The 23,370-nt window shown below is 43.4% G+C and carries 18 protein-coding genes; 10 read left to right on the top strand and 8 right to left on the bottom strand.

Annotation, left to right across the window (positions count from 1 at the left end; genetic code table 11):
- Nucleotides 1-11 precede the first annotated feature (11 nt).
- Nucleotides 12-599 (top strand): NAD(P)H-dependent oxidoreductase, encoded by a 588-nt coding sequence (locus ACWF5P_RS23735; RefSeq protein ID WP_434168646.1) that lies wholly within the window; start codon nt 12-14, stop codon nt 597-599.
- Between the two features lie 281 nt (nt 600-880).
- Here the strand turns inward: ACWF5P_RS23735 and ACWF5P_RS23740 are convergent, their stop codons facing one another.
- The 7 genes from ACWF5P_RS23740 to nikC form a co-directional block, all read right to left on the bottom strand.
- A complete protein-coding gene (locus tag ACWF5P_RS23740) occupies nt 881-2,209 on the bottom strand; it encodes a transporter (RefSeq protein ID WP_402940696.1) in 1,329 nt (442 codons plus the stop codon).
- Nucleotides 2,210-2,212: 3 nt separating this feature from the next.
- A complete protein-coding gene (locus tag ACWF5P_RS23745; protein WP_101224408.1) occupies nt 2,213-2,911 on the bottom strand; it encodes a response regulator transcription factor in 699 nt (232 codons plus the stop codon).
- A complete protein-coding gene (locus tag ACWF5P_RS23750; protein WP_434168647.1) occupies nt 2,908-3,675 on the bottom strand; it encodes a histidine kinase in 768 nt (255 codons plus the stop codon). The genes ACWF5P_RS23745 and ACWF5P_RS23750 overlap by 4 nt, the downstream gene beginning before the upstream one ends.
- Before the next feature lie 88 nt (nt 3,676-3,763).
- Nucleotides 3,764-4,750 carry an ABC transporter ATP-binding protein gene (locus ACWF5P_RS23755; RefSeq protein WP_452445373.1) on the bottom strand — a complete coding sequence of 329 codons (987 nt, stop codon included), beginning with the start codon at nt 4,748-4,750 and terminating at the stop codon, nt 3,764-3,766.
- Between the two features lie 2 nt (nt 4,751-4,752).
- Nucleotides 4,753-5,775: an oligopeptide/dipeptide ABC transporter ATP-binding protein gene (locus tag ACWF5P_RS23760; protein ID WP_397314223.1), complete on the bottom strand. Its 1,023-nt coding sequence runs from the start codon at nt 5,773-5,775 to the stop codon at nt 4,753-4,755.
- Between the two features lie 12 nt (nt 5,776-5,787).
- Complete coding sequence (nikB, locus tag ACWF5P_RS23765) at nt 5,788-6,708, bottom strand: nickel ABC transporter permease (RefSeq protein WP_101224404.1); 921 nt, start codon at nt 6,706-6,708, stop codon at nt 5,788-5,790.
- Nucleotides 6,709-6,720: 12 nt separating this feature from the next.
- Entirely contained in the window at nt 6,721-7,623 is a 903-nt protein-coding gene (gene nikC / locus ACWF5P_RS23770) for a nickel transporter permease (RefSeq protein ID WP_101224403.1), read from the bottom strand.
- 210 nt (nt 7,624-7,833) lie between these two features.
- On the opposite strand from nikC, the gene ACWF5P_RS23775 reads away from it, so the two are divergent.
- From ACWF5P_RS23775 to ACWF5P_RS23810, 8 genes are all read left to right on the top strand, one after another.
- Nucleotides 7,834-9,390 (top strand): glutathione ABC transporter substrate-binding protein, encoded by a 1,557-nt coding sequence (locus ACWF5P_RS23775; RefSeq protein ID WP_452445374.1) that lies wholly within the window; start codon nt 7,834-7,836, stop codon nt 9,388-9,390.
- Between the two features lie 66 nt (nt 9,391-9,456).
- Entirely contained in the window at nt 9,457-10,965 is a 1,509-nt protein-coding gene (locus tag ACWF5P_RS23780) for an amidohydrolase family protein (RefSeq protein ID WP_101224401.1), read from the top strand.
- Between the two features lies 1 nt (nt 10,966).
- Complete coding sequence (locus tag ACWF5P_RS23785; protein ID WP_452445375.1) at nt 10,967-12,451, top strand: chlorohydrolase family protein; 1,485 nt, start codon at nt 10,967-10,969, stop codon at nt 12,449-12,451.
- A 115-nt stretch (nt 12,452-12,566) separates the two neighbouring features.
- Entirely contained in the window at nt 12,567-14,132 is a 1,566-nt protein-coding gene (locus ACWF5P_RS23790; RefSeq protein WP_452445376.1) for a glutathione ABC transporter substrate-binding protein, read from the top strand.
- A 396-nt stretch (nt 14,133-14,528) separates the two neighbouring features.
- Nucleotides 14,529-15,776 (top strand): amidohydrolase family protein, encoded by a 1,248-nt coding sequence (locus tag ACWF5P_RS23795; RefSeq protein WP_452445377.1) that lies wholly within the window; start codon nt 14,529-14,531, stop codon nt 15,774-15,776.
- 24 nt (nt 15,777-15,800) lie between these two features.
- Nucleotides 15,801-17,051 carry an amidohydrolase family protein gene (locus tag ACWF5P_RS23800; RefSeq protein WP_452445378.1) on the top strand — a complete coding sequence of 417 codons (1,251 nt, stop codon included), beginning with the start codon at nt 15,801-15,803 and terminating at the stop codon, nt 17,049-17,051.
- Nucleotides 17,052-17,079: 28 nt separating this feature from the next.
- Nucleotides 17,080-18,327: an amidohydrolase gene (locus ACWF5P_RS23805; RefSeq protein ID WP_452445379.1), complete on the top strand. Its 1,248-nt coding sequence runs from the start codon at nt 17,080-17,082 to the stop codon at nt 18,325-18,327.
- Between the two features lie 430 nt (nt 18,328-18,757).
- Entirely contained in the window at nt 18,758-20,053 is a 1,296-nt protein-coding gene (locus ACWF5P_RS23810; protein ID WP_452445380.1) for a uracil/xanthine transporter, read from the top strand.
- A gap of 246 nt (nt 20,054-20,299) precedes the next feature.
- Here the strand turns inward: ACWF5P_RS23810 and ACWF5P_RS23815 are convergent, their stop codons facing one another.
- A complete protein-coding gene (locus tag ACWF5P_RS23815; RefSeq protein WP_434168655.1) occupies nt 20,300-21,082 on the bottom strand; it encodes a LuxR C-terminal-related transcriptional regulator in 783 nt (260 codons plus the stop codon).
- Between the two features lie 798 nt (nt 21,083-21,880).
- Between ACWF5P_RS23815 and ACWF5P_RS23820 the strand changes: the two genes are divergently transcribed.
- Complete coding sequence (locus ACWF5P_RS23820) at nt 21,881-23,344, top strand: aldehyde dehydrogenase family protein (protein WP_434168656.1); 1,464 nt, start codon at nt 21,881-21,883, stop codon at nt 23,342-23,344.
- Nucleotides 23,345-23,370 lie beyond the last annotated feature (26 nt).

The raw sequence follows: 23,370 nt of genomic DNA on the forward strand, positions 1-23,370 counted from the left end.
GGGGGTACGTCATGAACATGCTGGTCATCTACACATATCCAAATCATAAAAGCTTAAGCCATTCTTTTTTAGAAAAAGTCATTCAAGGAAGTCAGGAGAACCCTAACATAAAAGGGATTCAGGTCTTGGATTTATATGATGAGGGCTTCAATCCGATCTTGGAGTTCAATGAGCATAAACGAAGGAGTGATATGCATCGTGATCCTCAGCTTGAAAAATATAGAAATCAGATTACCTGGGCCGACCAGATTGTCTTTGTCTATCCAATCTGGTGGGGGAGGCCTCCAGCAATGCTGATGGGATACATTGATCAATTATTTTCTGCGAATTTTGCCTACAGGGACAAAAAGGGATTGTTCCCGGAAGGCCTACTGAAAGGAAAGTCGGTCGTATGTGTGTCCACGATGAAGGGACCTGCAAAGTATCCGCTTCTCTGGTTGAATGATGCGCATAAAATATTGATGAAAAGAGCACTATTCAATTTTGTCGGAATCAAAAAAGTGAAATTTTTTGAATTCGGAAATATGGAAAGTCCAAAGGGGAAACAAACCCAAAAGCTAGAGAAGGTTTATCGGTATTTCAGAAAGGTGGCAGTCTAAGTTTTTACGTGATTGATAGGGGCACTTGATTTGTATATTTTACTATGAACCTGATTTGCTTTTTTGATTTCCACCCCAGGCACTCGCTTTCCGTGGGCGGTCCGGAAGCCTCCTCGGCGCTTTTTGCGCCTGCGGGGTCTCCCTTGGACACGTTTTTCCCGCAGGAGTTCCAATCAACATTGGGTTGGGACTTTATGTCGGCGAACTTTCTTTTTTTATCTATTTACGTGTATCAGATTACATAGTTTGTTATGCAACCACTTTGCCGTGCAGCTTCGCAATCAATCCCGTTTTGTTTTCACGGATATCCATTTGTTCTTGATAAGCGTAAGGATCATACAAATCACTAGGATCGTAAATGAAGCTAATCCGCTGAACCATATGCTTTGGAATTCACTTACATAAGGCTGGATGATGTATGAAGCGACAATAGCCAGGACCGCGCTTATCGGTATGTAGTCAGCGACTTTCCCTTTGCTGAATACGATAACAAGGATTGGTGCAAGTAATGCCGAGTATATGTTGCCTGAGTAAAATAAGAGCTCCAATAAGTTGGGGGAATAGAAGAGTGTAGCAATGAAAACCAATCCTCCAATACAGATTGAAAGCAGGCAGGCCATCCTTATTTTTTGCTGGTCGCTTTTTTTTGTTTGTAATGGTTCAAGAATATTGGCTACGATCAGGCTTACCAATGAATGCAGGCAGGCACCGAATGTTGAGGTGATTGCACTGAAAGCGCAGAGCACAAAAAGGATGAAAAAGAATGGTGTCGTTATTTTGTTTGCCAATCCCGCCAGAATCGAGTGTATATCAGTGAAGCCGCCCGTAAAGATAACCATGATGAACAGGGATGAAAAGGAGAGCGGGAATATGATCCATATAAGGCCGGATAAAGAGAATGTCAATCGAACCTTTTTCATTTCTATCATGAATAATCGCTGCCATGATGTCAGGTCAAAGAAAAACTGGCCGAACCCGACTAGAAGCCCTGCAAAAAGAAAACTCCATAGATCATATTTATTGATTACGAGCATGTATGGATGGTATAAACGGATTCCATCATAAACGGGCTGAATCCCTTCCTTGACGAAAAAGTATAAGGGGATTAATATAACCGCGGCAAACATGAAGACGACTTGAAAAGCTGCGAATCCATGAATGAGCTTTAACCCGCCGAATCCAGCATAAAGGACACAGAAACCGAAAAAAAAGAACAGCCCGACATAGAGTGGCGTATCGAAAAGAAACTGACATAGGGTGGACGCAGCCATTCCCTGAATGAATAAAATGTGTAAGCTGGTTATGACCAGAATCACGATCAATATCCAATATCCGAGGGGATTGAGCCGGGCTTTTAAATAGTCCCCAATGGTCAAGCCCATGGGGAAGTCCTGCCGGACCCTCTTCCCGATGAAGCTGAACATGAACAGGGCGATCGCTCCCATCAGGGCGTATCCGATCCCTCCGAAAACTCCATACTTCACCATCGATTCGGGGGAGGATAATATCGTGGTTCCTGTCACCCAGCGTGCCAGGAGGGAGATGATCCCTAATCCCATCCCGATTTGAATGGGGCCTTGTACGTATTCTTGAAATGTACGTGATCGCAATGTTCATTTTCCTTTCTCGCGGAACTCCTTTGGCGTGATTCCCTCTATCTTCCGGAATAAAGTGCTGAAATAATGCTGGCTATTGAAACCCGATTTTTCAGCGACGTCTGATATGCTCCAGCTGGTGTTATTGGTTAAGGTCCTTTTTGCGGCCTTTATTCTATAGTGCATTAAATATTCCGAAAACGAAGTGCCGACTTCTTCATGGAATTTCCTGCTTAAATAAGTCGGATTGGTATGCACTTCACGGGCGATGTCCGAAAGGGAGAGTTTTTCGGCATAGTTTTCATGAATGAATGAAAGCGAATGGTGAATAAGGGTTGAATAGTTATGGGAAGATTCCCTTTTGTCATACTTGGCCAGGACTTTATGCAAATCACTTTCTATTACAGGTTTCGTTAAATAATCAACCACGCCTATCCTGATGGATTGCTGGGCATAATCGAAACTTTGATGCGCGGTCACCATGATGATTTCGACCTCTTTGTTTAATGCCCTTAGGTCTTCACCAAATTCAAGACCCGATCGCCCCGGCAGGTTAATATCAAGGAAAGCGAGGTTGATTTTATGATTTTGGTTGAGGGTCAGTGCCTGACAGGCATCAGCAGCTTTATGAAACTTCCAAAAAGGGTATATGGACTGAATCATATATTCCATTTGTTCAAGGACCAATGGTTCGTCATCAACTAATAATACATTCATTCCGGCTCCGCCTCCTCCGATTTCTTATCAAAAACCAGTGGCCATGATACCTCTACCTTAGTTCCCGAATCAGTAGAAGCTATATTCAATTGTGCACGATCATTGAAATACAAATATAAGCGCTTTTGGATATTATCCAGGCCATGGCCGCCTTCGTCCGTAGCGAATGGTTCCTTTCCCATTAACCCATTATCCGCCACTTCCAGATACACCATCTGCGATTCCAGATAAAACCGGATATGCAGCAGGGCTTCACCCACTTTTTTTTCCAAACCGTGTTTAAACGAATTCTCCACCAATGTCTGAAGAATGAAGGGGGGAACAAGTGCGGTTGCTAATGGTTCCGGGCAATCCATGTCAATCTTGAGCCGATCACCGAAGCGAAGGGTCTGGATGTCGAGATAATGCTGGGTATACTGAATTTCCTGGGAAAGGGGGATCAATGGTTCTGATGCTTTATATTTGAATTTCAGGAATTGCGAAAATGCCTCCAAGGCCCGTATCAATTCAGCCGTCCTGTTCAGGCGGGCCAAGCCCAATATGACATTTAGTGTATTAAACAAAAAGTGTGGCTGGATTTGCTGGTTCAATTTATTATATTGTGCTTCTTGCAGTGCTTGCTCCAGGCGGATCTCTTTGTTTTTATTTTCAAGAAGGTCGATCCTTTTCTCGAATATGAATAGAAATAAAAGAGCGATAGCTCCCATGATGGGAGCTAAAATGAAGAGCATGATAATTAAGGTGAATCCCTCGTAACTTAGCATGGAGAACCTCTGCTGGTTATATTTTTAAATAACTTGAATTATTCTGTTTATTAGTATCATACTAAAGACCCCTCCGGAAATCTACAGCTTATGACACAATGTGACAAGCGACTTGATGATTTTGTGCAGATTGTTTCAGTTCGGGTAGCTGTGTTTTGCAGATATCCTGTACGAAAGGGCACCGTGTATGGAAGCGGCAGCCGTTTGGAGGGTCTATGGGTGAGGGGACATCACCCGTCAATAGGATCCGTTCTCTTTCATGCACAGGATTCGGTACTGGGATGGCCGATAGCAATGCCCTTGTATATGGATGCTGGGGCTGTTCGAAAATGGACTTTTTATCGGCTATCTCGACTATCTTTCCGAGATACATGACCATCACCCGATCCGAGATATGTCTGACCACACCTAAATCATGTGATATGAAAAGAAAGGTAAGGTCGAACTGGCGCTGTAAGGATTTTAATAAATTCAGCACTTGCGCTTGGATGGAGACATCCAGTGCAGAAACTGCTTCGTCACATATGATCAATTTTGGATCCACTGCCAGAGCCCGCGCAATGCCGATCCGCTGTCTCTGGCCGCCGCTGAATTCATGCGGGTATCTTTCCATGGATTCAGGTCTCAGCCCGACATGTCCCAATAATTCTTCGATCCTGCTTTTCCGTTTTTCTTTAGGGACTACATTTTGTATCGCTAAAGCTTCTCCGAGAATTTGGACGATAGTCTGTCTCGGGTTAAGGGAGGCAAATGGATCTTGAAAAATAACTTGCAGATCCTTCCTGGTACGCCTCATTTCTTTTTTTCCTAAACTCAGTAAATCCCTGTCCTGAAAGTGAATGCTCCCGCTTGTCGGTTCATCCAATCTAAGGATTGCCCTTCCGGTAGTCGATTTTCCGCAGCCGGATTCGCCGACTATGCTTAAGGTTTCACCCTGTTTGATATCGAAGGTAATGTCATCAACGGCTTTTACATGATTGATGGTTCTTCCGAAAAATCCACCCTTGATCGGAAAATACTGTTTCAATTGATTCACTTTAAGCAGAACCTTTTTCTCTGCAGCTGGTACACCCATCATTAAACCCCTACCTTCTCTTGAGCGTCATATTCCTTCTCCCATTGGGGGGTGAACATCCAGCAGCTGACCTCGGTGCTTGGGCCGATAGCCTGGAGATCCGGTACGGCTTGTTCACAAATGCTCTTCGCATGTGCACAGCGGGGAGCGAAGCTGCATCCCTTGGGCATGTTGTAAGGACTTGGAACGGTCCCTGGAATTGTAGTCAGTTCTTCCTGGTCCATGTCAAGACGCGGAAGGGAGTTTAATAAACCGATTGTGTAAGGATGTTTTGGGTTTGTGAATATTTCCTTGGCCAAAGTGTATTCAACGATTTTCCCTGCGTACATGACAGCAACCCGATCACAGGTTTCGTATACGACTCCCAAATCATGAGTAATCAAAATGACAGCCGTCCCGAAATCCTTTTGCAGCGTCTTGATCAGTTCGAGAATTTGGGCTTGGATCGTCACATCCAGTGCTGTTGTCGGTTCATCCGCTATTAAAACCTCAGGATGGCAGGCAAGTGCCATGGCAATCATGACCCTTTGCCTCATTCCGCCGCTTAGCTCATGCGGCTCCTGTTTTGCCCTTTTTTCAGGTGAGGGGATCCCGACGAGCCGAAGCATGTCGACCGCTTTATTCCATGCTTCCTTTTTTCCCAGCTTTTGATGGAGCCTGATCGCTTCTGCAATTTGCTCACCCGCTGTATATACGGGATTCAGTGATGTCATCGGCTCCTGAAATATCATCGAAATTTCATTACCGCGTATGGACCGCATCTGTTTTTCAGACTTCGTAAGCAGATCCTCCCCTTTAAAAAGGATGCTGCCACCGGCAATCTTACCGGGTGGCGATGGAATGAGCCTTAACAATGATAGTGATGTTATGCTTTTCCCGCTTCCCGACTCTCCGACGATTCCGAGCGTTTCCCCTTTATTGAGGGAGAAACTGATTCCATTGACTGCCTTACTCGTTCCTTCATCAGTGAAAAAGTGTGTCTGCAGATTTTTTACCTCCAGTATTTTATCATCATCCTGTTTCATCATCATACCTCCTTAGTTCAAGTCTATTCTTTTGTTAAAGTATCGATAGAGGACATCCACCGCTAAATTCATGAATACGAAGATAACGGAAGCGATGAGGACCCCGCCTTGGACCATCGGCAAATCCCTCGTTCTGATTGCATCGACTATCAATCTCCCAAGTCCATTGATGGCAAAAACGGACTCTGTCAATACCGTACCGCCAAGGAGTGCACCGAACTGGAGGCCAACTACGGTAATGACGGGGATAAGCGCATTTTTCAGGCCGTGTTTATAAATGATGATATATTCTTTTAATCCCTTGGCTCTCGCGGTCCGGATGTAGTCCTGGCGAACGACTTCAAGCATGCTCGACCTGGTCATCCTGGCAACGATGGCCGCACCGCCGGCCCCAAGGGTTATGGCTGGGAGAACCATGTGGCTGAAAGTTCCCCAACCTGAAACCGGAAACAAATGAAGGTTCACGGAAAAGAAGTAGATAAGCATGAGGCCCAGCCAAAAACTAGGTAACGAGATTCCCAATAAAGCAACGATCATGATGGAAATGTCAGCTGCCGAGTATTGCTTGGTAGCCGAGATGATTCCTGCGATCATTCCAAGCACAACGGTTATGAAAATGCTGGCAAGTGCCAGTTCAAGGGTGATGGGCAAGCGGACCATGATTTCGTCCAAAACAGGGCGGCTGCTGCGGAGTGATTCTCCAAAGTCACCTTGAACGGCATGAAGGACATAGTCAACGTACTGATAGAGGATTGGACGATCCAATCCAAGCTCATGACGCAGTGATTCAATCGTTTCTTTAGTCGCTCCTTCACCTGCAAGCAGTGTTGCCGGGTCTCCCGGGACCATTTGCATGATGAGGAAAACAACAAGACTTACACCCAGTAAAACCGGTATCGTTTGAAGTACCCGTCGGATAATGAATACGAACATTTTCTCTCCTCCTTATTTTTTCATTCTTGGATCCAGGGCATCTCTAAGTCCGTCCCCGAAGATGTTGAAACCAAGTACCAGTGTTGATATCGCTATCCCCGGAAACAAAGCGATGTGGGGGGCACTGAACAAATAATCCCGTCCGCTGCTCAGCATCGCGCCCCATTCTGGTGAGGGCGGCTGGGCTCCCAGTCCCAGGAATGACAATCCGGCTGCCGACAGAATGGCCGTTGCCAGACGTAATGTGGCTTGAACGATGACGGGAGATAGAATATTCGGAAAAATATGCTTGCAGATGATCGTGAAGTCAGTTGCTCCCAATGCACGAATGGCATCGATATATTCCAGCTTCCTGACTGACAATGTGGAACCTCGTACAATCCGGGCAAACATCGGTATGGAAAAGACACCGACCGCTACCATTACATTGATTAAACTTGGACCAAGGGCACTAATGATCGCAAGTGCAAGCAGTATTCCCGGGAAAGCCAGCAGAACATCGACAATCCTCATAATGACGGTGTCGATCCATTTTCCGTAATAACCAGCTGTTAACCCGAGGAGTATGCCAATGAACGCCCCGAAGAATACAGAGACAAATCCAACCGTTAATGAAAGCCGTGTTCCATATAATAATCTGCTTAAAATATCCCTTCCCTTATCATCTGTACCCATCCAATGTTCGGCTGACGGAGTCTGGAGTTTGTTGACTAAATCAATTTCATAGGGATCCTGAGGTGAGATCAAAGGTGCAAAGATAGCCAATAAAATATAAAAAAGTACGATGTACCCGCCTACCAATGCCAATTTATTTCGCTTGAATTTTTTATAAAAAGCTTTCCAGTGTCTTAGTTTCGGAGTTTTTCTTTCTTTTACATTCAATTCGGTATTATTGATGACGACCTCTGGCTTCATTGGATTTCCTCCTTTTCTTTCATTCAATTTATTCAAAAAAGGTATTGAAGTAAATATGATGCGGAAAAGCAGTAAAGATAATTAAAAAATGAGTAAAGATTCTGAAAATATAAAATTCGGTTTTTTTTTATAATTTACATTAAGCCCGATGTACTCATAGCTGAAAGTTACTTGGAGAAACAAAGGCAGGTTGAAAAGGGAGGAAATAGAATGAGAAAAAGTATGATTGGGTTGCTTTTTGCTTCTTTATTAGGCATCTCATCCGTTTTATCAGGCTGTGCAACAGAAGAAACCGGCAGTAAGGAAACAGTGGAAAAAGCGAAGGAAGGAGGAACGCTGATCGTCGCGCGATTATCTGATGCGACCACCCTTGACCCTCATTTCATAACAGACATTCCATCTGCAAACGTCGTTTATGAAAAGGTTTATCAAACATTGGTCGTTCCTGACAAAAACATGAACCCTAAACCGCTGCTCGCAAAAGAGTGGAAACAACTGGATGATGTCACTTGGGAGTTTAAATTGCAGGAGGGAGTCAAATTCCATGATGGAGCTCCATTCAATGCCGAAGCGGTGAAAACCAATTTTGACAGGGTACTGGATCCGGCAACAGCTTCTCCGCAGGCTGGTAAATTGGAAATGATCAAAGAAATTAAAGTCGTTGACGAAACGACTGTACAATTCAAGCTGAAATATCCTTATGCTCCGCTGCTATCGATTTTAGTGAGTAATGAAGGAAGCATCATCAGCCCTAAAGCGATTAAGGAAAATAGTGACAAACTGGCTCAAAACCCCGTTGGGACAGGGCCATTCGTTTTTAAATCGTGGAAGCCTGGTGAAGAAATCGCACTTTCGAAAAACAAGGACTATTGGGGGGATAAGCCTAAGATCGATGGGGTGGTATTCAAGGTTGTCCCTGAAGATGCCACGAGGATTGCAATGATAGAAACGGGTGAAGCACATGTGACCGATCAAGTGCCAGTGACGGAGATTGATAGAATCGAAGCGTCAGGCACGATGGATTTATATCGCACGGAGGGACTTGCAGTTGAATACTTAAGCTTCAATGTTAAGAAAAAACCCTTTGATGATGTACGGGTCCGTAAGGCGGTCGCACATGCCATCGAGGTTGATTCCATTATCAAAGGGGTTTATAACGACGTCGGTACGAGGGCGAATTCAACAATGAGCCCGAAGGTGTTTGGTTATGATCCGGATATAAAAGGCTACGACTATGATATTAATGAATCGAAGAAGCTCTTGACTGAAGCGGGGGTCAAGGATGGTTTGGAGTTTACATTGACGACGAGTGATCGTAAGGAAAGGATCAATATGGCCGAGGTGATTCAATCCCAGTTAAAAGGAATTGGAATTAAGGTCAAGATTCAAGTCCTTGAGTACGGGGCTTACATTGATGCGACAGCCAAAGGCGAGCACCAGGTAGCGATAGGCGGCTGGGGCAATGCTACCGGGGATGGAGATTATAATCAATACAATCTTTTCAATACCAAATCCCAAGGTGCTGCGGGAAATAGTTCATTCTATAGCAATCCGGAAGTTGATAAATTGATTGAAAGTGCACGTAAAGAATCGGATGGAGATAAACGTAAGGAACTATATTCCAAGGCTCAGGCAATTGAAAGGGAAGAAGTTCCATATGTTCCTATCCGTAACTATGAACACTTGGCCGTATATGGCGGGACGGTTAAAGGACTTTGGCTGAATCCGGCAAATTATTTAATGCTTGATGACGTAACCGTGAAGTAGGAATTCATCACAAAAGGAAGGCAGCATAAGGAAGTTATGCTGCCTTCTCAATTAGGAGGGGAAAATATGATAGATTTACTGCTAATCCATGGGACCGTGATAACCATGGATCAAAACAGGAGAATTCTGCAAGATGGCGCCATTGCCATACATCAAGGAAGGATTTTAGCCGTAGATTCAACGGAAAAACTGAAATTGAAGTATGAGGCAGTTAAAGTCATGGATTGCAGCCATCAGTGCATATTGCCTGGATTGATAGATGTTCATGGTCATGGGGGGCATTCCATGTTCAAAACGATTGCAATGGAGAATATTGATTTTTGGATGCCGATCATGACGAATGCGTATAAGCATTTTGTTACGGATGACTTTTGGTATTACGAAGGAAAGCTATCCTCGCTTGAGAGATTAAAGGCGGGCGTGACAACTGGGGTTAGCGTGTTGGGATCCATGCCGCGGTCCGATGAACCGATTTTCGCCATCAATCATGCAAAAGCATACGCCGAAGTGGGAATCAGGGATGTGGTATGCACGGGTCCTTGCAACCCTCCATGGCCCCATTCATTCAGCCGGTGGATCGACGGAAAGCGAGTGGTAAGGGAAGTTTCCTATGAAGAAGTGTTACAGGGGGCGGAAGCTGTAATCGAGGCGCTGAACCATGCGAATGAAGACCGCACGAGAGCCTTCATTACACCATTTGTCATCGTTACATCAGTGGATCCCTCGAATCCCACCTCACCGGACAGGCTTTATGGGCTGACTGATCATGACCTTTATCAAGCGAAGAAAATAAGGGAGATTGCCAGGAAATATAAAACACGAATTCACTCAGATGCCTTTGGCGGGATGATTCATTTAGCGATACAGGATAAGGAAAATGCCCTATTGGGTCCAGATGTCCATTTACAGCATTGTCGGGGCATTTCCTTCGATGAGGCAAGAATACTGGCTGAAACAGGTACCAACGTCAGTGCATCACCTGGTTTTGGCCAGGTTCATGCCCGTACCCCGATAACCGAATTATTGGAGATGGGGACAACTGTGGCAATCTCCACGGATGGGACTTCCCCTTCCACAAGCTTTGATATGTTTCAGGCAATGAGGAAAACACAGTTTGTTCACCAGGCAGCGCTTAGGGACTACTATTATTTACCTCCAGGCAAGCTACTGGAAATGATCACGATAGATGCTGCGAAATGCATTGGCTGGGATGATGAAATAGGCTCCCTTGAGATCGGGAAAAAAGCGGATGTCATTACGGTCAATCTGCATCAGCCCCATCTGACCCCTGAATTCATGCATGTTCACCGGCTTGTATTTCAAGCAGTGGCGAATGATGTGGAGCATGTCATCGTGGATGGCAAATTGATCATGGAAGGAAGGAAAGTACGGACGGTCCATGAAAGTACAGTCCTTGATGAAGCGAATGAGGAGGCCTTTTCAACGATAAAGCGTGCCGGGCTCGAAAAGTATATGCAGCCGACGAAGTACTTCTGGGGGCATGCCAGGGCCTATGTAGATGAAAAGCGATATGACGAACGCGAAGACGCTGCCGTGATGGTGAAAGGGGAATAAGATGAAAACCAAGCTTAAAGGAAGATATGTAATTGGATATGATGGATACGATCATGTCATTTTGGAAAACGCAGAAATTGTTTATGAAAAAGACACGATTCTGTATGTCGGAAAAAATTATCCTGAAGAAGTGGACAAGGTAATGGATGCCGGTAACGCCATTATCAGTCCCGGGTTCATAGATTTAAATGCATTAGGGGACATTGACCATGATATTTTACATTTTGAAGCCGGTGCCGACAGACAGAAAAACCTTCTTTGGTCAGAGAATTATATAAAAAGCGGACATCCTGAATTAATGACCGAGGAAGAAGAAGCTTTTAAATCACTATATGCTTATTCACAACTCATTCTTCATGGCGTGACGACGGCGATGCCCATCACTTCCGTTTTTTATAAAAGCTGGGCTGAAACCTATGATGAATTGGCAGCTGCGGCAGAACATGCCGCTGGATTGGGGTTAAGGATTTACCTTGGTCCGAGTTTCCAATCAGGAATGAGAGTCATCCAGCCTGACGGGAAAATTAAACTGCATTGGGATGAAAAAGCCGGTGAAGCGGGATTACGGAAAGCGATCGAGTTTGTAGAAAAATTCGATGGAGCCCATGAAGGCATGGTCAGGAGTATGCTTGCTCCAGAACGTATAGAGTCTCAAACGGCAGATCAATTAAAACAGATTAAATATTACAGCGAAAAATTGGATGTACCGATAAAGCTTCATGCTGCACAAGGAAGTTTTGAATTCAACACCATCTGGGAAGCCCATCATGTTACACCGATCAGATATTTATACGACCTTGGCTTTCTCGGTCCAAGAACAGGGATCCCGCACTCCCACTTTGTTTCAGGATATAGTAAAGCGAAATATGGCCAAGGTGATGACTTGGCGCTGCTAGCTGAAACGAATACAACGGTGATTCATTGCCCGCTGATCATTGGGAGGCATGGGGAGGCGTTAGAATCTTTTGCCAAATATAAACGGGCTGGGATCAATATAGCCCTTGGAACGGACACATTCCCTCCGGATATGTTCCAGAACGTTAGGACAGGCAGCATGCTCTCACGGCTGGCGGAAGGAGAAACGGAAGGCTCTGTATATGCCGATTTCTTTCGCTCAGCCACACTTGATGCGGCCGCCTTTCTTGGCAGGAACGATTTAGGACGCATCGCAGTTGGGGCCAAGGCGGATATAATCGCGATTGACTTGGATGGTTTTCATATGGGGGTAATCGATGATCCGATTCGAACCATGTTCGTAAGCGGGTCCGGGAGGGACGTTAAATTATCGATCATCAATGGAAAGGTGGTCATGAAGAATCGAATAATCCCCGATCTTGACTTAACGGAAATCAAATATAAGGGGCAGCAATATTTTAATAAGATGAGAAGAGGCTATATGGAAAGGGATTATCAGGAGCTTCCCGAGAAAGAATTGTTTAAGCCCTCATTCAAGGTCGTGGAATCGATAAGCGATACAGAAGCGTAAAAACCAAACAAGTAAAGAAAATGAAAAACATAGTAAAGATATTCGAAATGAATAGTCAGAATATTTCCTATAATTAGATAAGTATTCAAAAAATGAAATCGGGAGGTCGAAGTCCATGGGGTTAAAACGTGGGACAGGAAAGTCTTTTCTAGTCATGATCATGGCCATCATCATTACGGGCTGTTCTTCTAACAATGACGTAATCACAACAGAAAGTGATCCGAACAAAGCATCAAACGAAGGGGGCACATTGGTTATTGCCCGCTTATCCGACGCCGAGAATTTGGATCAGCAGTTCATGTCCACGATTAACGCCGCTAGCGTCACTCACCATAAAATCTATGAAGGCCTTGTACAACGGGATGAGAATAGTGAGATACAGCCAATGCTAGCAGAAAAATGGAAGCAAATAAATGACACGACCTGGGAATTCAAGCTTAGGGAAGATGTAAAGTTTCATGATGGCACACCATTTAATGCAGATGCGGTAAAAAAGACGTTTGATCGACTATTAGATCCGTTGGTCGCTTCTCCCAGAGCGGTAGTATTCGATATGGTAAAAGAGGTGAAACCGGTTGATGAATTTACCGTGCAATTCATTTTGAAGGAACCTTTTTCCCCTCTCCTTTCCATATTGGCGAATCATGAAGGCGGAATCATCAGTCCGAAAACGATTGAAAAGTATGGCAAAAAGATTATCCAGGAACCGAATGGAACAGGTCCTTTCGTTTTTGATTCATGGTCCCCGGGCCAGGAAATCATATTGACGAAAAACGACAGCTATTGGGGAGATGAGCCAAAAGTGGACAAGGTCCTATTCAAGGTCGTCCCGGAAGACTCCACGAGGATATCGATGATAGAAACCGGTGAAGCGCATATCGCAGAGCCTCTTCCTGTTGCTGTAATGGACCAGGTGGAATCTTCACCGGCAATGGACGTTTACCGCAGTGAAGGGTATGGAACCGAATATTTAGGGTTCAATGTCAATAATGAACCGTTCAATGATGTAAAGGTACGTAAAGCTATTGCTCATGCCATTGAAATGGACTCGATCATCAAGGGTGTCTTTAATAATGTGGGAGTAAAGGCGAACTCCTTGATGGGCTCTAAAGTATTCGGGTACAACGAAGATCTCGAAGCCTATGATTACAACCTGAAGGAAGCAAAGAAATTGATGGCCGAAGCTGGATATTCTGAGGGACTGGATGCAACCATCCTGACAATGGACAGTAAAGAAAGAGTTAACTTGGCCGAGGTCCTGCAATCCCAACTGAAAGGTATCGGCATTAATTTGAAGGTGCAGGTGATGGAGTACGGTTCGTTCGTGGAACAAGTGAATAAAGGGCAATCGGAAATGTTCATCATCAGTTGGAGAAACGCGACCGGCGATGCTGATTATAATCAATATAATCTATTTCATACCGATTCACAGGGAGCGGCAGGCAATACATTCTTTTACAGCAATCAAAAGGTTGATCGTTTAATAGATGCCGCCAGGAAGGAAAAAGAAGAAGAGAAGCGCAAAGAACTATACGCAGAGGCACAGGAAATCGAGATGGGTGACACCCCGTATATTCCTGTAAGGGTCATAGAAAATGTTGCTGCAGTCGCGAAAGATGTAAAAGGATTTTCAATCAGCCCCTCAGGTTATCTGGAGATAAATGACGTAACGATAAAGTGATGCAGTGTGTAGAGGAAAGGGGTTCGGAGTCCGAATAGGGAGAATGGTTTTTTCCTGTAAACCCCATTGGAAGAGATTTGCGAAACTCCTGCCGAATTACTGGCTGGCCGAGACCCCAAAGGCGGAAAGCGAGTGCCTGAAGTGGAAATCAACGTCTATAAAAGGAAGGAAGCGGATCTCTGAAATTAATTGAACGTTTCAAATACTGCAGGCAAACTGAGTTATCATCGAGTTGTCTACAGTCTGAAAGGGTTCATCCATTAGGGTGAGCCTTTTTCTTTGGCACAATAAGTAAAAATAACATAAAAACGAGTAAAAATTCTGAAATTATTTGCTGATCTTTAAAACTATAATGAAAGTGATGCATGTTCAATCTGAAATGGAAGGGTGAGTTTAATGTCTCAATCGTATTGGTTGACGAATGTACGCTTGGAAAATGGTTTTACTTATAATGAAAATGAAACGATCACCGGCACTGAAACCGGTCATTACCACATCAAGATTGAAAATGGAAAAATATCCTCCATTTTATTGGCGAAGGAATCGATAACTGATCAGGACCCGCAGCATGATGTTCACGGCCTCCTGATGGTCCCCTCGTTTAAGGAAATGCATATCCACATTGATAAAACCTATTATGGCGGTCCGTGGAAGGCTTGCATGCCTGCCATTAATGGCGTGAAAACCCGGATAGAGGAAGAGCAGGTTTTACTGCCAGAATTATTGCCTACCGCTAAAGTAAGGGCAGAAAAAATGCTGGATTTATTATTGGAATTCGGATCTACCCATATTCGTACACATTGCAACATCGACCACGTTATAGGACTGAAAAACTTAGAGGCGACCATTCAGGCACTGGAAGGATATAGTGATAAATTGACGTATGAAATCGTCGCATTTCCGCAGCATGGACTATTACGCAGCAATTCCGCTGGTTTAGTAAGGGAGGCCATGAGGAATGGGGCAAATCTGGTAGGAGGCGTGGATCCAGCCACCATTGATGAAAACATAGAGCGGTCACTTGAAACGATCATGGATATCGCGGTTGAATACAATTCCGATATCGATGTCCATTTACATGATCCGGATCACCTTGGTCTCTTCACCATGCAACGCCTAGCTTCACTTACGGAAGACGCAGGCTGGCAAGGAAGGGTAACGGTTAGCCACGCCAGCGGTTTGGCAGATCTTTCAGTCCCGGAGGCAACGGGCATCGCCGAAAGATTTTCGGAAACAGGCATATCGATTACATCAACAGTGCCCATCTTCAGAACGATCCCCATCCCCCTGCTTCATGAAAAAGGGGTGAAAGTCGAATTGGGTAATGATAGCATCACTGATCATTGGACACCCTTTGGCATCGGGGACAATCTGGAAAAGGCCGGTCGCCTTGCAGAGAGGTTCCGCATGATTGAAGAACGTTCCTTAGCGCAAAGCCTGCAATTCATAACAGGTGGGAAGACCCCATTAAACCAAGACGGGGTCAAGACATGGCCTAATGTCGGGGATGAGGCAAATATCGTTTTGCTTAAAGCAAGCTGTTCTGCGGAAGCGGTGGCTAGAAGGGCAAATCGTGCCGCTGTCATCTTCAGGGGCAATGTTGTTAGCGGATCCATTTCATCTTTTGAGACGACAGGTGTTTAATCTTCTATTAAAGAGAGTGATTTGATGAATGAAGCATACTGGCTTACAAACGTTACGCTTGATAGTGGATTTGTTTTTGAGAATGAACGAATTGATCGGACGAAGACAGCTACATACAACATGTATATACAAAATGGGGTCATAAAGGATTTGCAATTGGCTTCAACTATGCCTTTTAAAACGGATGGACCTGTTCACGACGCGGGAAAGCTGCTTGCACTTCCTCCTTTTAAAGAGATGCATAACCATCTTGACAAGACTTATTTAGGACTGCCATGGAAATCATGCACTCCGGTTCCGAACTTAATCGAACGCTTAAAATTAGAAGCAAAAGAGCTTGCTGAACTGGCTGAAACCGGGCGGCTCCGGGCTGAACGGATGCTTCAACTATTGTTAAGCGGCGGGGCAACGCATGTAAGGACGCATGTTAACATCGATCCATACATCGGTATGAAGAACTTGGAAGAAATTCAAAAGGCGCTAAGTAGTTTCAGTGGGAAAATGACATACGAGATCGTGGCTTTCCCGCAGCATGGACTGCTAAGAACGAATTCAAAAGGGCTGATGAGACAGGCGATGAAAGAAGGGGCGTCATTGGTGGGCGGCCTGGATCCTGGCGGAGTGGATAATAATATAGAAGCTTCCCTGTATGAAATGGTTGATCTGGCCGTTGAATTTGATGCAGATATTGATATTCATATACATGATCCCGGTCATCTTGGTTTATATACGATCAAGAAACTGGCTTCTTTGATCGATGAAGCAGGGTGGAAAAACAGAGCCGCTGTGAGTCACGCTTTTGCACTGGGTGATGTTTCAATTGGAGAATCAAATGAAGTGGCCAGTGAATTATCAAACCTGGGGATAGCCGTCATGTCTACGGTTCCGATCAACCGGGTCATTCCCCCGATTGATTCACTGCATGAAAAAGGTGTCCATGTTGCTCTCGGATGTGATGGCTTTTATGACTCCTGGTCCCCATTCGGTACCGGAGATATGCTGGAAAAGGCAGGCCGATTGGCCGAGAGGTACAACTGGAAGGACGAGTATGCATTGTCCCAATCGCTTCAATTCATTACGGGCGGGGTCAAGACACTGGACCCTGAAGGTAAACGTTTATGGCCGAAGGTGGGAAATGACGCAAGTATGGTTTTTGTGGATGCATCATGTGCGGCCGAGGCAGTTGCCAGGAGATCGACGCGTGCTGCCGTTATGGTCGATGGAAATCTGGTTTTTGGCGGACTCGATCGCGAATTTGCCTTGAAGAAGAATTGAAGGTCTATTTCAAGAAGGGATGAAGATCATGAATACAATCTATTGGTTAAAGAATGTTCGTTTGGAATGTGGCTACCGAAAAGAGAATGGTAGAGTTACAGGAACGATGACCGGGCTATTTCATCTGTTGATCGAGGATGGAAGAATCACGAAGATTGTCAAAGATGGAGAAGCCATACGTGATGATTTACCAGTGGAAGATGCAAAAGGATTGCTGGCGTTACCATCCTTCATTGAAAAGCATGTTCATCTTGATAAGACACTGATGGGTGATGTTTGGAGGGCTTGCACTCCTTCTTCAAGTGTCATTGAACGGTTTGAAAATGAGAAAAGGGTTCTGCCTTCCATTGCAACAAGCACATGTAAACGTGCAGAATCATTACTGGAAATCCTTTTAGCTTCTGGATCTGCACATATCCGTACTCACGTTGATATCTATCCGGAAGTGGGATTGCAAAACTTAGAGCAAGTACAACAGGCGCTTGCAGGCTATTCCAATAGACTCAGTTCGGAAATCGTCGCATTTGCGCAGCACGGATTGCTGAGGTCCGGCTCTGTCAAGCTTGTCAGGGAGGCATTGCGAAACGGAGCAGGAATCGTCGGGGCGGTGGATCCAGCGACAGTCGATAACAATATTGAAGCATCGCTGGTTCAATTGATGGATTTAGCAGTGGAAGCGAACGCTGATGTGGATTTGCATTTACATGATCCAGGCCATCTGGGCACGTTCACCATGAAACGTTTGGCAGCTCTGACAAAGCAGGCGGGCTGGGAAGGCAGGGTGGCATTAAGCCATGCTTTCGGTATCGGGGACGTATCCAGGGAAGAAGCCTATGAACTGGCTGACGTTCTGAGGGATGCAGGGATTTCCATCGTCACCAGTGTCCCTATTAACAGGCAGATGCCCCCTGTTGATTTATTACAAGAAAGAGGGGTTGAAGTATCGGTAGGAAATGATAATATCTTTGATGTATGGTCACCTCTTGGGAATGGTGACATCCTAGAGAGAGCAGGGAGGCTCGCAGAACGTTTCAAATGGATTGATGAAGTCTCACTTTCCCGAACACTCGGGTATATAACTGGGGGAAAAACCCCATTGGATGAAAAGGGTAACAAGGTATGGCCGAAGGCGGGGGATGCTGCAAGTCTTGTGTTGATTGACGCAAGCTGTTCGGCAGAGGCAGTTGCCAGGCGTTCTGAACGTAAAGCGGTCATTTACAAGGGGAACTTAGTTGCCGGTTCACTATATAAACAAAAGCAGTCAATTGAACGGTAGTACTAAACGAAAAAGGAATTCTGGATACTTCCGGATTTCCTTTTTCGTTTTGGGTATGGAACGGCTTCCATGTACTTTTACTTACTTATGTTATATGCTGAGGAAGTGTTTTTTTGCTCTCATTTCATTACTGTTATACCCCAATATATTTAAAACGGTCTCGCTTCTGATTGCCCATTTGCCTTGCAACAGTAGTCAAGCCAACAAATTAGCAGGGAGCCTCAGTCTTTGTTACTATTAATGGGAACGTTATCATTTATCATGAGAGTCTGCAAAGGTCAAATGACATAAATCATGTGTTCAGCAATGCAGCGGACCATCCGGGACCGCGTTTATTAGCATGGTGCTGTCCTATCGCCCTTTTTAAGGGAAGGACAAGTGAAATTCACCATGAGTTTGAAAAGTATCATGTTCAAAGGAGATGGAATCTATGAAAAGTTGGAGATCTTCTGTGACTCTATTTTCTTCTTTTCAATGGTTGTTTTTTATTTTTGCAAATACGGTAGTTGTGCCCATATCGATTGGCGCAGCTTTTGATCTTCCTCCCAATGTTACGGAAATGACCATGAGAAGCTCGCTCATTTTCACCGGGATCGCTTGCGTGTTTCAGGGGTGGAAGGGGCATAAGTATCCGCTTATGGAAGGGCACTCCGGTCTATTATGGGGAGTGATGCTGAATTTAGGTTTATCTGCACCATCCATAGGGCTCGGATATGCTGAAGTAGGAGGGGGAATTGCTACTGGCCTCATTGCCGCGGGTGTAGTGACCCTCATTATTTCTGCCTTCAACCTGATTTCTCATGTCCAGAAGATTTTCACTCCCATGGTCATGACGGTTTATTTATTCCTTTTGACGTTCCAGCTCATTTTTGTCTTTTTTAAGGGGATGCTGGGGATTACGGAGAATGGGGAAATTAACATCCCGGTCAGTTTCCTATCAGTGGGAATTGTACTTCTAGTAAGTATATTAAAAATAAAAGGGCCAAGGACGATTAGCAATTTCTCGATATTGATTGGGATTATAGTGGGATGGATTTTTTACGAGCTGCTATTTCCGAAGGCTGGAGGAGAAATGGGCTCGACGGGTGCCGCTTTTTCACTTTTCCCATTAGGTGCTCCAAACCTTCAATTCGGGATAATAGCGATTTCCTTTTTTGCAGGATTACTGAATTTGTGCAACACGTTCGCTTCCATTCAGGCTGCATCGGAATTAATCGGTGATGAAGCTGAACACAAGCAGTATCGAAATTCTTTATTCATGACTGGCGGCTTTACCATTTTCGCTCCCTTGCTTGGCCTTGTTCCGTATACACCTTTTACTTCATCGATCGGATTTTTGCAGAGCACTCAAATCTATGAGCGGAAGCCCTTCTTGCTTGGAGGCATGTTATTGACCATAATTGGGCTCATTCCCCCTTTTACCTCTTTCCTGGCTACGATGCCGATCACAGTCGGGAATGCAGTATTGTTCGTTGCGTACCTTCAGCTGTTCGGTACGGCTTTCAACAGCGTCAAGGGTCAGCATTTCACTTCAGACACGATATTCAGGCTTGCCGTACCAGTATTGATTGGCGTGAGTTTGATGAATATCCTGCCTAATGCATTTTCGAACCTGCCCACGCTATTACAGCCCTTTTTGACGAATGGGCTCATAATGGGCGTATTGATATCAATCGTGCTGGAAAAATCGGTCAACTGGAAACGTTATGAACAACTGCAGAACTAATTGGAAAGAGTTATGTGTGGAATTCTTATTAAGCACAAGAGGTAACTTCCTAATTAAAGATTCTATACAGCTTTCTTATATTTTAAAAGACATGGAGAAACGCCTGATTGGATACGGCAGTACATAAGTGATTCTCCCATCAACAAGGGTGGGGCAATCTTTATTGACGAAGAAAAAAGATACTTGTAAGGCAATTAATATGAAAACCAGAAGGTGTTGGGGACCTTCTGGTTTTTTTGATTGTGTTTAAGGTTTAACAATTTTATAGCATAAACTTGTTCGGTTTGAGACATCAAACTTTCTATAGAGATTTTGCAAATGTCTTTTTACTGTATTAACACTAATAAATAGTTCGCTGGCAATGGTGATATTGGTATGCCCTTTTAGAACCAGTTGTAATATTTCTGCTTCTTTTGATGTTAAATCTGGTTGTCTGAGATCTTGAGAACTAGCCAGAATCTTATTTTTCAAAGGATTAATGTTTTCTTTGGGAACGCTTACAGAAGGATAAGGGAAATCACTTGTTTTTTGCGATAAGAACCTAGAAATAACCTCTAAACACATAATATCGGATGTACTAAAAGGCTTCTCCTTTTTGGATCTAACGAAGTTCAGAACACCTTTAATGCTGTTTCTATCATATAAAAAAACACCCACATCATAATAAAATCCATATTTAAACATGAAATCATTGTAGTATACACTTTTTTCATATAATTCAGGCGGAAGTAAATCAAGGTTTTTTATAACAGTTTGTTTACTTGCTTTTTGCCTATTATATTTTGGGGCTAGCAAATCTAATTGATAAAAGTTATTAAGATAATCATCCGTAACATATTTATCTATATTTAACGTAATAGGTTCGATCAAGTCATTATTATCATCACATAACCAAAAAACAGATTGGCAGTAACCAAATAAATTTTCAAAGGTCTGTAGTACTTTTTCACGGAAATTTACATTAGAAAAAGTAATTTCATCCATAAAAGATAAAATTTTTTTATAGCTGGGGTTAGACATATCCTTCATAGGCTTTCCTCCAAGTTAACTTTTTTTGATTATATAACATTTTAAAATAAAATGAATTACTTTTTGATATAAAATGACCCATTTGGGTAATGGTAAATTTTTTGATTTTTCTGGATAATATAAAATACTAACATGTAATAGTTCATAAATTAGAAAGACTTTTTAAAATAAACCTAAGGAGATGAAAGAAACGAAGTGTGTGAGGTAGGAAAATAAACATCTCCTTATCAAAACCGAATAAGTGGATGCATAGTACACTTTTGAGTTATTGAATTAAGGGTAATTGAAGGAGAGTAATGTTTATTTGTATAACGTTTTTGTAACGGTTGTTGAATTTTTGGGTATATTTATGTGTTTTTTAGAGTTACTAATTACTCTATCTCTTTAAAAAAATCAATAAAATAATGGAAGAGGTTTGCTTTCATGGACAATTCAGAAATTGAAACGCTAACTCGTGCTGAAATAGAAGCACTGTAAATGAGCAGATTTCAGACTACATTATGACATATCTATCTGAATATAGAGTTTATCGAATGAAGTTTAAAGAGCTAAGGATTACTCCTGATGACATTCAATTTTAATGGATGCCATTTACCAAAAAATAAGACTTAAGAGTTCATTATCCATGTTGAAAAATCATAATAATGTAATCGCTTTCAACTCTGTGTGTAAACAAAGTTAGGGGCTTTTAGCTTATTCAAGATACGCATCACATAAGGAAACCTAGCTATGTTTTTCAGAATTGTATGGTTAGTAATTTCGAAGTTTTATCAAAAAAATAAATAAGAGGTGGAGAAAATGAATAAATATCAACTATTTATCGATGGAAAATGGACAGATTCACTCTCAGGAGAAACATTTGAAACGATTAATCCTGGCACAGGAGAAGTTTATGCCCTTGTTTCACAAGGGGGCGAGGAAGATTTAAACTATGCAGTTAAAGCAGCTCGAAAAGCGTTCGAATCCGGACCATGGGCGACTATGTCTCCTAGTGACCGAGGTAGACTTCTGTATAAAGCAGCTCAGAAAATGCGGGAGAATTCAGACTTTTTAGCGGAAGTAGAATCAAAAGATAATGGTTTACCAATCAATGAAACCAAGCATATAGCGCTTCCTTCTACCATAGATGTACTGGAGTTCTATGCAGGACTTGCAAACAAGGTTCAGGGTGATACATTAGCATCACCTCATAATCGTTTCAACTACACACTAAAAGAACCATTAGGTGTAATTGGCGCCATTGTCCCTTGGAACTTTCCTTTAATGCTGACGATGTGGAAATTAGCTCCTGCTTTAGCTGCTGGAAATACAATTGTAATTAAGCCAGCAAAAGAAACATCAACAAGTATTTTAGAGCTGGCTAAACTATTCCAAGAAGTCGGTATTCCTGATGGGGTGATTAATATTGTACCCGGTCCAGGTTCAACCGTGGGATCTGCTTTAGCTTCTCATCCAGACGTCGATAAAATTGCCTTTACGGGGTCAACGGACACGGGTCGCTTAATTATGCAAGCAGCTACAAAAAACTTGAAACCAGTTTCGTTAGAATTGGGAGGGAAATCACCTAACATTGTATTTGACGATGCCACTCTTGAAGATGCAGTTAATGGAGCGATGTTTGGCATTTACTTTGCACAAGGTCAAGTTTGTGCTTCTGGTTCTCGTTTATTTGTCCAAGAAAGTATTTATGATAAATTTATGGATCTTTTTGCTAGTAAAGTACAATCAATACGGGTAGGAAATCCCCTTGAAGCGACAACACAAATGGGTCCACAAGTTTCCGCACAACAGTTAAAGACGATTGAAAAGTATGTAGCGATTGGTCTTGAAGAAGGTGCGGAATTAGTGACGGGTGGCCAAAGAGGCAAGAAAAATGGATATTATTTCACACCTACCATCTTTGGAGATGTAACCAACGAAATGACAATTGCGCGTGAAGAGATATTTGGACCAGTCGTGTCGGTTATTCGCTTCAAAGATGAAGAGGATGCTCTACGACAAGCAAATGATACTATTTACGGTTTAGCTTCAGGGATATGGACCAATGACTTAAAAAGAGCTCATCGTATGGCGCGCGGTATCCAAGCAGGAACTGTCTATGTTAATACGTACAGTATGCTAGATAGTACAACTCCTTTTGGAGGAATGAAACAAAGTGGATTTGGTAGAGAATTAGGGGTACAAGCCATGGATATGTATACACACTCAAAGAGTGTATGGATTGATTTAGGTGAAAAAGGCTTAAATTGGTACGGTGGCTAAGACTATTATTTCTAATGAAAGTTAAA

It is taken from the genome of Peribacillus sp. NPDC055009 (assembly GCF_053608705.1).

What these genes read in the sequence shown, in the direction of transcription:
- ACWF5P_RS23815 (WP_434168655.1), bottom strand. Translation starts at nt 21,082, where the DNA reads ATGAAGGATATGTCTAACCCCAGCTATAAAAAAATTTTATCTTTTATG.
- nikC (WP_101224403.1), bottom strand. Translation starts at nt 7,623, where the DNA reads ATGAAGCCAGAGGTCGTCATCAATAATACCGAATTGAATGTAAAAGAA.
- nikB (WP_101224404.1), bottom strand. Translation starts at nt 6,708, where the DNA reads ATGTTCGTATTCATTATCCGACGGGTACTTCAAACGATACCGGTTTTA.
- ACWF5P_RS23785 (WP_452445375.1), top strand. Translation starts at nt 10,967, where the DNA reads ATGAAAACCAAGCTTAAAGGAAGATATGTAATTGGATATGATGGATAC.
- ACWF5P_RS23775 (WP_452445374.1), top strand. Translation starts at nt 7,834, where the DNA reads ATGAGAAAAAGTATGATTGGGTTGCTTTTTGCTTCTTTATTAGGCATC.
- ACWF5P_RS23760 (WP_397314223.1), bottom strand. Translation starts at nt 5,775, where the DNA reads ATGAAACAGGATGATGATAAAATACTGGAGGTAAAAAATCTGCAGACA.
- ACWF5P_RS23800 (WP_452445378.1), top strand. Translation starts at nt 15,801, where the DNA reads ATGAATGAAGCATACTGGCTTACAAACGTTACGCTTGATAGTGGATTT.
- ACWF5P_RS23755 (WP_452445373.1), bottom strand. Translation starts at nt 4,750, where the DNA reads ATGGGTGTACCAGCTGCAGAGAAAAAGGTTCTGCTTAAAGTGAATCAA.
- ACWF5P_RS23735 (WP_434168646.1), top strand. Translation starts at nt 12, where the DNA reads ATGAACATGCTGGTCATCTACACATATCCAAATCATAAAAGCTTAAGC.
- ACWF5P_RS23795 (WP_452445377.1), top strand. Translation starts at nt 14,529, where the DNA reads ATGTCTCAATCGTATTGGTTGACGAATGTACGCTTGGAAAATGGTTTT.
- ACWF5P_RS23805 (WP_452445379.1), top strand. Translation starts at nt 17,080, where the DNA reads ATGAATACAATCTATTGGTTAAAGAATGTTCGTTTGGAATGTGGCTAC.
- ACWF5P_RS23750 (WP_434168647.1), bottom strand. Translation starts at nt 3,675, where the DNA reads ATGCTAAGTTACGAGGGATTCACCTTAATTATCATGCTCTTCATTTTA.
- ACWF5P_RS23820 (WP_434168656.1), top strand. Translation starts at nt 21,881, where the DNA reads ATGAATAAATATCAACTATTTATCGATGGAAAATGGACAGATTCACTC.
- ACWF5P_RS23810 (WP_452445380.1), top strand. Translation starts at nt 18,758, where the DNA reads ATGAAAAGTTGGAGATCTTCTGTGACTCTATTTTCTTCTTTTCAATGG.
- ACWF5P_RS23780 (WP_101224401.1), top strand. Translation starts at nt 9,457, where the DNA reads ATGATAGATTTACTGCTAATCCATGGGACCGTGATAACCATGGATCAA.
- ACWF5P_RS23745 (WP_101224408.1), bottom strand. Translation starts at nt 2,911, where the DNA reads ATGAATGTATTATTAGTTGATGACGAACCATTGGTCCTTGAACAAATG.
- ACWF5P_RS23790 (WP_452445376.1), top strand. Translation starts at nt 12,567, where the DNA reads ATGGGGTTAAAACGTGGGACAGGAAAGTCTTTTCTAGTCATGATCATG.